Consider the following 12,431-nt stretch of genomic DNA (forward strand, 5'->3'; position numbering starts at 1 on the left):
AAGGTTTCTATGACGAAAAAAATAGTGATGAATAACGCAAATACGACCGTGACGTTTTTACCAAACGGTGATTTATATGAGATCCAAAGTCACGGTGTGATGATCAATCAGTTGAACGGAAATGCGCTAGATGGTAGTTTGAATCAAATCTATCTACGTCTGCGTGAGGCGGGGGAGTTGTCCTTTATTCCCTTGATCGGTTCAAATGCTAACAGTGCCTTTGCCTACTCAGACAAACAGCTGACTTGGACTGGGACGTACCTGTCCATCGATTACCAAGTTGATTTCCAATTGGCACAAGATTGCTGGTTCTGGCGGGTTCAATTGAGTGGTTCTGGGGAAGCGGAACTGGTTTACGGACAAGATCTTGGCAATGCCGCCAAAGGTGCTGTTCAATCCAATGAAGCCTATGTTTCGCAATATATCGACCATCATGTTAGCCATGATAAGGATCACATCGTGCTTTCTTCGCGCCAAAATCAACCACAAAATGGTCAATTTCCATTGGTGGAACAGGGCAGCTTCCAAGCCTTAAAAGGCTTCTCGACGGATGGCTATCAATTTTTCGGTCGCAGCTACAAAGAAACGAATCAACCAGCTGCACTTAGCCAAGAAACGTTAGCCAATGAAGTGTATCAATACGAATTTGCCTATACGGCACTGCAAACGCAATGGTTGGCGGTAAGTGAGACGCCTACGGAAATCGTTTTTTACGCAGCGGTCAAAGCCAATCAAGCGACGGCAGTCAATGAACCGCAGTTTGCACTTGAAACGTTGAAAGAAACGTATCAAGCCTTGTCCTTTGACTCGTTGCAAGCAACGGCGCAGCCACGAAAAAACTTCGGTCGACCGCTCACAGGGCTGACATTTTCCACAGAAGAAATCAACGAGCGGTTCCCGCAGCAAGAAGCAGTGGAAATCGTTGACGAACAGCTTTATTCCTTTTTTACCCCTGACTATCACCATGTCGTGTTGAAGGAAAAAGAAGCACAGATGGAACGCTCCCATGGGCATATTTTGATGAGCGGACAAGAGTTGATCGTCGATCAACCCATTTTGAGTACGACCGTTTACATGACGGGGATGTTTAACTCCCAAATCGTATTAGGTAATACGAACATGAATAAATTGTTGAGTAATAGCCGCAACTCATTGAATCTGTTCAAACGTTCTGGTCAGCGGATCTATCTGAAAGACGGCGATCAATGGCGGATTTTAACGATGCCATCTGCTTTTGAAATGGGCTTGAATTCGGCGACGTGGTACTACAAAACAGCGGATGATGTCATTCAAGTAACGACCTTCACGAAAGCAAACGGACGCACGATCGCAACCACCATCACCAGTGAAGCAGGACGTGCCTACACCTGGGCCATCACTAATCAATTTGTGATGGGGATCGATGAAGCCGCACCGACTGCTACTGTTACGCAAGACCAGCAATTGCTCACCATCAAAGGAACAGCGGATTCACCGATTGCGGAAACTTATCCAGAATTGACGTATTATCTCCATGCGGCTCAACCTTTTGAACTGACCGATGAAACGATTTTCAATGTGGCCGCTGCTGATAGCACGACCGTATTGACCTTTGCAGAACAGGCGACGATTTCCTTCGTGATCCAAGGCACACTGACTGGTGAACCCTTTGTTTCCGAAACGTTAGATCGCCAGCAAGAAGACACTGCCTATACGGCCTTTGTCGATGATTTGTTGAATCAGTTTGAATTGAAACATTCGCAGGCGGACGTTACATCCTTCAATCACTTGGCACGTTGGTACACCCACAATATGCTTGTTCATTACCTGTCTCCTCATGGTCTTGAACAGTACGGTGGTGCTGCTTGGGGGACTCGAGACGTTTCCCAAGGACCGACTGAGTATTTCTTAGCACTTAATCGTCCTGAAATGGTGGCGTCCATCATCGAGCATTTGTTTGAAAATCAATTTGCAGATGACGGCAATTGGCCACAATGGTTTATGTTTGATCGCTATGAGAAACAAAAAGCCGATGAGAGCCACGGAGATGTGATCGTCTGGCCAATGAAAGTCGTTAGTGACTATCTCGAAAAAACCAAAGATTTCGCGATTTTGGAAAAAGAACTGCCTTATACGGATCGCACGACCTTCTTGAAAACCAAGACCAAAGCTTCGTTGTTTGATCATTTGAAAAAAGAAGTAGCGTATATCGAAGCGAACTTCTTGGAAGGAACGTACCTGTCTTGTTATGGTGATGGCGATTGGGATGATACCTTGCAGCCAAATAACAGTAAATTAAAGAAACAAATGGCCAGCAGCTGGACCGTTGCCTTGACCTATGAAGTATTGAAAAAATTAGCCAGCCAGTTGCAGTCAGTTGACCCAGAGTATGCCAAACATTTAACAGAACTGTCTAAGGGCATCAAACACGACTTTGAAAAATACATGTTAGCTGATGGCACGTTGCCAGGATTTGTCTATATGGAAGATAGCGAGCACGTGGAACTGATGGTCCATCCGACTGACAAGAAAACTGGTATCCAATACCGCTTGCTGCCGATGCAACAAAGCATGATCGGTGAGCTGTTATCTCCCGAACAAGCCGATCATCATGTGGCGATCATTAAGGAGCATTTGCAATTTCCAGATGGGGTGCGCTTGATGAATCGTCCAGCGACTTATGTGGGTGGTGTCAGCACCAATTTCAAGCGAGCAGAACAAGCAGCCAACTTTGGACGAGAAATCGGTTTGCAGTACGTTCACGCCCACATCCGCTTTACCGAAGCGATGGCGAAATTAGGTCGAGAAGAAGAGACTTGGCAAGCGCTTGGGGTCATCAATCCGATCCAGATCGCTCAACGGGTCGAAAACGCGGAGATCCGTCAAGCAAATGCGTATTTCAGCAGTTCTGATGGCGATTTCAAAACAAGGGTTGAAGCCCAAGGAAATTTTGGTAAACTTAAGGAGGCAGCAGTCGGCGTCAAAGGCGGCTGGCGCATCTATTCTAGTGGTCCAGGGATCTATATGAATCAGTTGATCAGCAATGTGTTAGGCATTCGTACCTTTGTTGATCACGTTGAACTTGATCCCGTCTTGCCAGCGGAGCTAGCAGGGTTGACACTGACGTATCGACTCTTTGATCGGCCGGTCGAAATCGTCTATCATTCGGCAAGTACGCCGAAAATATTGATCAACGGCGAAGAAATGTCCACTGAGTTTGCGGAAAATCGCTACCGTCAAGGTGCGCTTGTCCTGAAGAAAGCAGCGCTTTGCGCCAAATTAAACGAAAACCAAACCAATACGATCGATATTTATCGTTAAGAAAGGAGAAGCCATGGTAGGAATCAAAGATATTGCCCAAAAAGCGGGTGTCTCCATATCCACCGTTTCGTATGCATTGAATGGCAGTCCAAAAGTGACCGAGGAAACCCGCGCGCGGATTCAAGCGATCGCAAACGAATTGAACTATGTTCCGAACATGGCTGCTCGCACACTGAAACGCAGACAAACCAACATCATCGGTGTTTATCTCGCCGATTATGCCGGAAGTTTTTATGGGGAATTGCTAGATGGCATCAAGAAAGGGTTGGAACTTTTCGGCTATGAAATGATCGTCTGCAGCGGCAAGAAATCACACTTGTTTATTCCTGAGCGGATGGTGGACGGTGCCATCATTTTGGATTGGACGTTTCCAGCAAAGGAAATCGAGCAATACGCCCAACGAGGGCATCAAATCGTCGTGTTAGACCGTGTCTTGTCTCATGAAAACATCCATCAAGTCTTGTTAGACAATAAAGGAGGGGCGGCGCTGGCGATCGATCGCTTGATCGCTGGACAAAGCCAAAAAGTCTTCCTCTTAGCTGGGCCAGAAAAAGGCTACGACAGTCGGGAGCGCTTGGAAGCCAGTACGAAAGAATTGATGCGCTTTGGTATTCCTTATGAAGTCATTCCTGGTGACTTCACGGAACCTTCTGGTTATCGAGCGGCAAAACAGCTCTTAGCAAATGATCCCCAGTTTCCCATTGATATCTTTGCCTTCAATGATGAAATGGCGATCGGGGTCTACAAATATGTCCGCGAGACCGACTATCGCATCGGAAAAGAGATCCGCATCATCGGGTTTGATAACACGGAATTAGGCGCTTTTGTGCAGCCGCGCTTGGCGACGATCTCCTATTCGAAACATCGATGGGGCATGGTGGCAGCTGAGAAAATCGTACAATCGATCCAAGGGGAACCAGTGGCCGACGAGCATATTTATACCACTTTTGTGGATGGTGGATCATTTATTTAATTGATCTATTAAAGGAAAAAGAGTTGAAAAAGCCTCAAACAGAGAACGCTGTTTGAGGCTTTTTTTGCGTTATTTCAAAAATAACCTTACTTATTTTATCAAAAACAGTGATTTATAAAAAAAATAATAATTTTTATTTTGTTATTTTATATGCAATGGGATTTTTAAATAACGTTTTTTATTCATTTTTGATTATAACATTATCATTATCTACAGTCAGAAGATAGGAAGCGTTCTTTTAACTTATTATTTTAGGTCGTTAGAAAAGAGTTTTGTGCCGCTGAATTTTGTCAAATATTCTAACTTTTTATTTATTTTTCTCATCTTAATTTAATTATGAGTGTTGATTTATCCCTCGTTTTTTGTATGATTTATGAAAGAGAAAAGCAGTTTTTTGAAAAGAATCGATGATTCATCCTGGTAATTTGCACTTTTTTTCAATCGATGAGTAACAGATAGCTATAAGATGTGGAAGTTACAAAAATCGGAATTATGAAAAATCAATTATAATCATAATTTTGAATGGAAGAAAAAAAGAATTATAATTCTCTTTCGCCAACTCGCTAAACTAAGAGTTGTAACACAGGGCGTGCACTGCGCGATACGTTTATTTTTTTAAGATAGGAGGGATAAAGTGAAACGGTTTTTAACAACTTTACTTGTTTTTCTACTAACATCAGGTCCGTGTTTTTCATATGCAATGGTAGTGGCACAAGCCGAAAGTGTTACAAAAACAAGTGAAGAACAAAGTATGTCTTCTTCTGACCCTGTCGTTTCATCGATCGACAGTCTGGAAGAGACGAACGAAACTGAAGTGCAAGCATCTAGTGAACCTGCTTCGACAAATTCGTCTACAGGAGCCACTGACACAGCTTCATCTGAAACAGAAGCTTCATCGGAAGCTACAGAAGAAGTACAGGTGACCTTTCTGACAGACACGGAGCATCTATTTGCTACCGGGGAAACCCGCACTCAGATCAGCAAAAACAAAGGGGAAGCACTAAAAGAAAGTGAGTTGCCAGTTTTTGAAGATGATACTGCTTTTGAAGGCTGGTCGTTAGATGGCACGGTCTATACAAGTCAAGCGTTGACCGAATTGATTCTCAAGGAGAACCAAACCTTAACTGCTGTTTTTAAACCGACGGTTAAGGCAAGAGCGGCGGACATCTCGTTGGCAGAGCAATCGATCAAAGAGATCATTGCAGAAGCCGATAAAACGAAAGTGATCGCTGTACCAAGCCCAGCTGGAGATGGATCAGCATATGCGGAATACACCAATAGTGCTGAAGGCATTCGTCAAGCGTTGTTTGATATGTATCAAAACGGCAATGGTCAAGAATTTGCTTTGTATGTTGGCTCGGGTGGATCGTTATCACTGCCAACGAATCTGACTTCAAAGACGATTCCAGCCACAGTCGATAATACGAACATGACTTTTTATGCGCTACAAGGAAAAGTCAGCCGCTTGATCATCACAGGGCATAGTGATGATCCCATCACAGATGCAACAACGTTGACCACTGGGAGTCGCACGGTTGCACTTGGCACGGACATTTACTTCGGTTCTGATGTAGTGATTCGAAACCTCAACTATAGTGGTACGAGGATGTACATGAATGGGTATAGCCTTTCATTGAACGGTGGGTCCACCGGGAACGGTCTTGCGATTTATGGGGGAAGCAACAATGGCGACCTTTCGGGAAACCCAACGATCACATTGAATGCGACAGGTTCAGGAACTTGGAATATTTATGGGGGGAATCAAAACGGTGGTACATTGACCGGGAATACAGCGATTGTCGTAAATAATACAGTAGGTAATATCAGTACGATCGCTGGAGGTGCCAATATCGGTACGATTGATGGGAATACCAGTGTCACGATCAATCGTTTGAATGGGACCTTAAGTAATTATTATGGCGGTGGTTTTGGAACAAACGCTTCCAATACAGCCAATGTGACAGGCAATGTTGAAACGACGATTCAAACCACCAATGCAAGCTTCCGTTTAAGTACTTTTGCTGGTGGCGTTCAATATGGCAACATCAATGGAACGATCCGCAGTACGATCTCGGGTGCAGGCGGTTGGTCAGGTATATCCAATCGGTTTGTAGGCGGTTCATTTTATGGCAACATCGGCTCTGACCGTTCTAAGGATGCCATCGTGACCAACCTTGATGCCAGCAGCTATTCCACTGGACGGAGTGAATTTGAAGGTGGCAATCGGAATACTGGTACTATCACAGGAAACATCGTCAATACCGTGAAAGCGGGACCGAGTGCCAGCGTCGGCGGAATTGGTGATTTTAACGGCGGCGGAGGAAACAACGTTAGTACCTTGACTCAAAGTTCAATGGGGGCTTCGAATACGACGACGTATGACAATTATACTCCTGAGCAACGAGCAGCACTGGCAGAAGCAGCGGCAAGTTTTAAAGTTTATGGCGATATCACTTCTCATCTAGTCAGCGGTTCCTTTTCAAACGGTGCGATTTATTCGACGGCAGCTGGTCGAGGCGGCTATGTTGAGGGAAATACGACGATTGAAGTTGGTACGATCACTTCGGATGGTAGTCCTGGGGGAGATGGGATTGCTTACACAGGAACCAGACCGACAAATCTAGATTACTCAACGAGCAATAAAACGAGAGGCTATTCATCTGGATGGGATATCGTTGGTGGCGGCGGTTATCCAGGAACAGCTTGGGATATCTATATTAAAGGGAACACCAAAACGATCTTGAATAACACGGTTGCTCGCTGGACCTACGGTGGTTCCTTCTCAGGTGTCATTGAGGGAAATTCTTCCAATACTTTGAACTCTGGGATCGTCGATACGCTAGAAGGAACAGGCTATACTGGACGCCGTGTTTACGGAGATGGACGAACGACAGTAAATAATGGGCAAGTAGACTGGTTTTTATCTGGTGGCGGCTGGGATGACTTATTAGTGACCGGCAATGTCGCAGTAACGGTTTATGATGGGGTGATCAATGCCTCACTCGGTGCCTCTTATGGTGTCGCTTCTTCCCACACCATTAACGGAAACTCAGATAATCGAGTGTTTGGCGGAAACTTCTCAGGTACTCCGCGTACAGGGTCTAATGGTTTTTCAGGCGGTGTTACGAACAATGGACGGTTATTAGGAAATGCCAGTTTGACATTGGATTTGAGAAATTACGATGGTGAGTTTGCCCTTCCTTCTGGAACGAACATCTCAGGCGGTAATCCGTTTAACAGTACAAATATCGTTGGGACCGACAGCTCCAATACGATTACATTGAACATTTACACAAAGCCGGGGTCAGATGCGCTGAATGGGGCAACGATCTATGGTGATGGCGGACGGACTGCTAGCAATACGAGAAGCGGCAAAATTTATATGAATATCCAGGCGGAAGGATCAAGTATCGGGAATTTATACACCACGTATTATTCCAATATTTCTTCCAATCAAATTTTAAGAGATGTCGAGATGCGACTTCAAGGAGCCAAAAGTATCAATGGGATCTCAGGCGGAAACGCGTCAGATAACTTTACGAACACGATCGTAGCCAACAGCAGTAATCAAGTGAAGATGAACTTTGGTGAAAATGTCGATGGGACAGCTTCTTATCAAACTGATCCAATCGCTGTGACGGGTCTGGGGATCGTCAACTTTACCGAATTGAATGTGACAAACGGTATCAAGCTGATGGCCAATGGGGGAGACATCAAAAATGGCCGTTCAGCGACTGCTGCCAATCACGCAACGACCTATCATCAGTTCGGTGACATCCATCTTTCCAAGGATGCCGGTATCGGGATTTCTTCCGCAACGAATTTGATTTCAGGAGCGAAGTTAACGGTAGAAGACAAAGGGACGATCGAGTCGCCGCCGGGAACGGGGCGAATCAATCTCTCAGATTTCGCCACACCAGATACGGACAAAGATCATTTAACGTGGCTGAAAACGACGACCAATGATGCAGGTTCTCGAGTCAACAGTCAAGGAACGTGGTTTGGTGCGGTTAGTGCCTATCAAGTACTGACCATAAATCCAACTGCTGCTAATGCTGCAGCAATCACGCCAATCAATTTCAGCGGGATCGAAAAAGCGACTGGGAAAACCTTCATCGGGGACAACGATGTGACCAATACAGCCAACGGGTACGGTATTGCGATACCAGGTTCGATCATTAACTACGAAGTCGAAACACCCGGAGTCGCGAATGGGATCGGTGCCATTAGTCACAATGTAACGGCAGTCAAAGAGAACAATACGCCGCTGACCTTGCAAGCATGGGGAACTGAGCAGGCGGGGACACAGGTGCAAAAAGGTCGTTTATTGATTCCCTACACGGTAACGGAATTGCCAACATTGACGTTCACACCAGAAACTCAAACGTCCGGTTCATGGGTCTACGCGGGTCAAATCAAATCCAGCAAGCTGGATAGCACGGATCAGCAGTTGACGGAACAACCAGATTCAGAGCCAGTTGATTGGACGAGTCCTGATGGGGAGTATAGTTACGATATCAGTGTCCGCTACTCAAATAAGGCGGAAGTCCAAGCCCGCAATGTGATCCTTACAGAGCAAGAGGCACAATCGCTGACAAAAGAACAAGCCGTTACTTATCTCGAAGCCAGCGGGCGTCCTTTCTTTAAGGATACGCTGACAGATGAGGTCTTAGCTGCGATTCAAGAACCGTTAGAAACAGCGGTCTACCGCAAACAAGCGGTCACTTTTTCCGTAGGGGAAAACGATCAGAATCAGGCAGAAACTACCGTGAATCTGGTGGTGGTCAAAAATGAAAGTGTCATTTCTGCTGATCGGCAATTTGCCGTCTATGCAAAAGATGTCCGTTTGACCTTACCAGAAGCAACGGCGCTGACAGATGAAGCCGCTTTGGCAGAGTATACCCAAGCAACCACGATTTTTGCAGATAATCGGGCAAATGTACCACCGACTGTCGATCCGCAAGCTTTTGCCGCGATCCAGCAAGCAACGGAAGATGAGCTGTTGAAAAATGTGTCAACGGCTTACCATTATGAAGCAGGCAGTCAACGGGCAGAAAAAGTCGTCAATGTCGCAGTTGCCGGCGAGCTTATTTTAAGCAGTGTGCCAACAGACTTTGATTTTGGGCAGCAGAAAGTTGCCACAGAAACACAAGATTATTGGCCAACGATCACAGGCGAGCTAGCAGTGAAAGATACGAGAGGGTCCGAACGGAGTCCATGGCGCTTGACGGTCAAAGAGCAACAGCCATTAACGGATGGGACAGATCAATTAACCGATGTCTTCCGCTTTGTGACAAACGGTCAAGAACAGATGATAACCAGTGGGGAAATGATCATCGAGGAAACGGAATTGACAGAAAATGGCACATACGTCGTGAATCAGCACTGGGGCGAAAGTCAGAATGAAGGAATCAAGCTTACCGTTCCAGTCGAACAGCAAAAAGTCGGGGACTATCAAGGAACCTTGAGCTGGCAGCTAGTTTCGGCACCTGGCAACCCATAAAGGCAGGAAAATAAATGAAAAAAATCATGATCGGTATTATTGCTGGCTGTCTATTAATGTTTCCTCAGCTCGTTTCAGCAGCCGAAGCAGGTGCCTATGACAGCAATGGCATTACTTCCTTTTTCGGTGTCTATGAAGAACCAGTTGAGGAGCCAGAAGAGCCCGTAAAAGAACAGCCAGGGAATAAACAAGTAAATCAAAAAGGCAACAACATTCTGCCGGCAACAGGGTCGGATCACTTTAATCGCTATCAAAGCAGTGGTCTTGTCGTTTTGTTGGCAGCAGGAATCATTTTAATCAAAAGGAGAACAAAAAATGAAAAAACTTTTCTTGACGGCAGGCATTCTATTGATGAGCACTGCTCTGTTACCAACAACCGTTAATGCCGCTGAATACACCTCAAATGGAGCAATCACTTTTGAAGCGGACCCGAATCCAACCAATCCAGTTGATCCGACCGATCCAGAAAAACCAGTGGATCCCGTCGATCCAACCGATCCAGATGGACCAAACCCTGGAACAGCTGGACCATTATCGATCGATTTTGCTTCAAGCTTTCAATTTGGCAACCAATTGATCACTTCCGAAACAAAAGATTATTACGCACAGCTGCAAGAGTTCACAGCTGGCGCTGCTGGACCAAACTATGTGCAAGTAACAGATAAACGAGGAACGCAAGAAGGCTGGTCATTGAGTGTTGTGCAAAACGGACAATTCAAAACGGCTGATGACGAAGAGCTAGTCGGGGCTTCATTATCGATCGCCTCAGGTGCAGCAACTTCGGTCACCGATATGCAGTATGCACCAACGGTTACGGCAAGTCATACCTTTGTACCCGATAGTGAAATCACATTGGTCAACGCACCTGTCGGAAAAGGAATGGGCACTTGGATCTACAAGTTTGGGAACGATGCAACGGAAGGGTCAACGGCAGTAAAATTAAATGTACCAGGCAGTTCCGTAAAATTAGCCAAAGAGTATCGGACGACATTGACTTGGAATTTAAAGAATGTCCCTGAAAGCAATTAAAATCACTGATTTTCAGTAAAACAGATAAAGGAGTGTCAAATAGAAATGAAAAAAACAGCATGGGTCTTTTTAAGTCTTGCCGTATTGGCAGCAGCGAGTGCAGCAACTGAGGTTTCAGCAGCTGAAGCGGCTTCTTACACCTCAAATGGGGCGGTTGATTTTATTCCAAATACCGATCCGACGAACCCAGTCAATCCAGAAAATCCAGATCCAGAAAACCCAGTCAATCCTGTGGATCCAACCGATCCAGATGGACCAAACCCTGGAACGAATGGACCATTATCGATCGATTATGCCTCTAGCTTAGATTTTGGCGTCAATAAAATCTCCAATAAAAACGAAGTCTATTATGCACGAGCACAAGGGTATTTGAATGACGATGACACAGCTTCTACATTAAAAACTGCCAATTATGTTCAAGTAACGGATAATCGCGGTAGTAATGCTGGTTGGCGGTTGTCTGTGAAGCAAAATGGTCAATTCAAAAACGAATCGACGTTGAATCAAGAATTGACTGGTTCTGTCATTACCCTAACAAGTCCTGCCGTTAAATCAAATGCGATCGGCGTTACTGCTCCAGTGGCAGAAGCGACGATCACATTGGATGCAGCAGGTGCTGAATCAGTGGTGATGACCGCAGCAAATCAAACGGGTGCTGGAACATGGGTCAACGCTTGGGGAAGCGTTGAGACGGTCACTGAAATAGATAAGGATGGCCAAGAAGTACAAGCAGATGTTACCAAAGCAGTCGCACTTTCTGTACCCGGCAGCACACCAAAAGATGCCGTTAGCTACACGACTACACTAACTTGGGTATTATCAGATACACCAGGAACGGAAGGATAAGGAGTATAGACATGAAAAAAACACTAGCATTTCTCTCAGTATTAGGGCTAAGCTTCGCTGCTCCTGTGCTGGCACAAGCAGCGGACAGCGCAGAATACAATTCAAACGGACAGATCACTTTTGAACCAAATACAGACCCAACCAATCCAATCAGTCCAACAGACCCAGATCCAGAAAATCCGATCAAACCAGTTGACCCAACGGACCCAGATGGACCAAATCCAGGAACCAACGGACCGTTATCGATTGATTTTGCTTCAAGCCTTTACTTTGGTACGCAAAAAATCACCTCAAAAACAGAGATCTACCATGCGGAAACCCAAAAATACGTAGATTCAGCAAATGTGAATCAAGAAGGACCAAATTTTGTCCAAGTGACAGACAATCGGGGAACAGAGAGCGGTTGGACATTGAATGTTCGCCAAAATGGTCAGTTCAAAACAGCAGAAGATCAAGAATTGACCGCCGCGCAAATTCGCTTGACGAAGGGAACTGTAGTAACACCTTCCTTGTCACCAAAACCATCAAATGTGAGTTCAACGATCACATTGAATCCAAATGGTGCCCAATCCTTAGTGATGAGTGCCCAAGATGGCGAAGGGGCAGGGACCTATCTAATGAGCTGGGGCGATAGTTTAGCTGCAGCTATGGATAGCATTGAGTTGGAAGTTCCAGGCTCAACGACAAAATATGCCAGCCAATACAACACCACGTTTACTTGGTTACTGACAGACACACCAACAAACCCATAAGTACCAGCTTTCTCCTTGAACCCTTTCG

General features: G+C 45.4%; 7 protein-coding genes. All 7 read left to right on the forward strand.

From position 1 onward, the window contains the following. The first annotated feature begins 9 nt into the window (after positions 1–9). The 7 genes from IGK61_RS01695 (at position 10) to IGK61_RS01725 (ending at position 12,403) form a co-directional block, all read left to right on the forward strand. Positions 10–3,300, forward strand: coding sequence for a GH36-type glycosyl hydrolase domain-containing protein (locus IGK61_RS01695; protein ID WP_438844664.1), 3,291 nt, complete (start codon positions 10–12; stop codon positions 3,298–3,300). A gap of 13 nt (positions 3,301–3,313) precedes the next feature. Further along, entirely contained in the window at positions 3,314–4,273 is a 960-nt protein-coding gene (locus tag IGK61_RS01700) for a LacI family DNA-binding transcriptional regulator (protein ID WP_074535367.1), read from the forward strand. 634 nt (positions 4,274–4,907) lie between these two features. Continuing rightward, positions 4,908–9,776 carry a hypothetical protein gene (locus tag IGK61_RS01705; RefSeq protein ID WP_254777443.1) on the forward strand — a complete coding sequence of 1,623 codons (4,869 nt, stop codon included), beginning with the start codon at positions 4,908–4,910 and terminating at the stop codon, positions 9,774–9,776. A gap of 14 nt (positions 9,777–9,790) precedes the next feature. Then, complete coding sequence (locus IGK61_RS01710) at positions 9,791–10,159, forward strand: LPXTG cell wall anchor domain-containing protein (protein ID WP_015508840.1); 369 nt, start codon at positions 9,791–9,793, stop codon at positions 10,157–10,159. Further along, positions 10,092–10,805 carry a WxL domain-containing protein gene (locus tag IGK61_RS01715; RefSeq protein ID WP_016609549.1) on the forward strand — a complete coding sequence of 238 codons (714 nt, stop codon included), beginning with the start codon at positions 10,092–10,094 and terminating at the stop codon, positions 10,803–10,805. The genes IGK61_RS01710 and IGK61_RS01715 overlap by 68 nt, the downstream gene beginning before the upstream one ends. Positions 10,806–10,850: 45 nt before the next feature. Further along, the gene (locus tag IGK61_RS01720; RefSeq protein WP_015508841.1) at positions 10,851–11,651 is read left to right on the forward strand and encodes a WxL domain-containing protein; all 801 of its coding nucleotides are present in this window, start codon (positions 10,851–10,853) and stop codon (positions 11,649–11,651) included. An 11-nt stretch (positions 11,652–11,662) separates the two neighbouring features. Beyond that, complete coding sequence (locus tag IGK61_RS01725; RefSeq protein WP_060792398.1) at positions 11,663–12,403, forward strand: WxL domain-containing protein; 741 nt, start codon at positions 11,663–11,665, stop codon at positions 12,401–12,403. Positions 12,404–12,431 lie beyond the last annotated feature (28 nt).

It is taken from the genome of Enterococcus sp. AZ063 (assembly GCF_051715045.1).
GTDB classification, from domain to species: domain Bacteria; phylum Bacillota; class Bacilli; order Lactobacillales; family Enterococcaceae; genus Enterococcus_D; species Enterococcus_D casseliflavus.

Coding starts and splice junctions, on each gene's coding strand:
- IGK61_RS01715 (WP_016609549.1), top strand. CDS start 10,092: ATGAAAAAACTTTTCTTGACGGCAGGCATTCTATTGATGAGCACTGCT.
- IGK61_RS01710 (WP_015508840.1), top strand. CDS start 9,791: ATGAAAAAAATCATGATCGGTATTATTGCTGGCTGTCTATTAATGTTT.
- IGK61_RS01700 (WP_074535367.1), top strand. CDS start 3,314: ATGGTAGGAATCAAAGATATTGCCCAAAAAGCGGGTGTCTCCATATCC.
- IGK61_RS01695 (WP_438844664.1), top strand. CDS start 10: ATGACGAAAAAAATAGTGATGAATAACGCAAATACGACCGTGACGTTT.
- IGK61_RS01725 (WP_060792398.1), top strand. CDS start 11,663: ATGAAAAAAACACTAGCATTTCTCTCAGTATTAGGGCTAAGCTTCGCT.
- IGK61_RS01720 (WP_015508841.1), top strand. CDS start 10,851: ATGAAAAAAACAGCATGGGTCTTTTTAAGTCTTGCCGTATTGGCAGCA.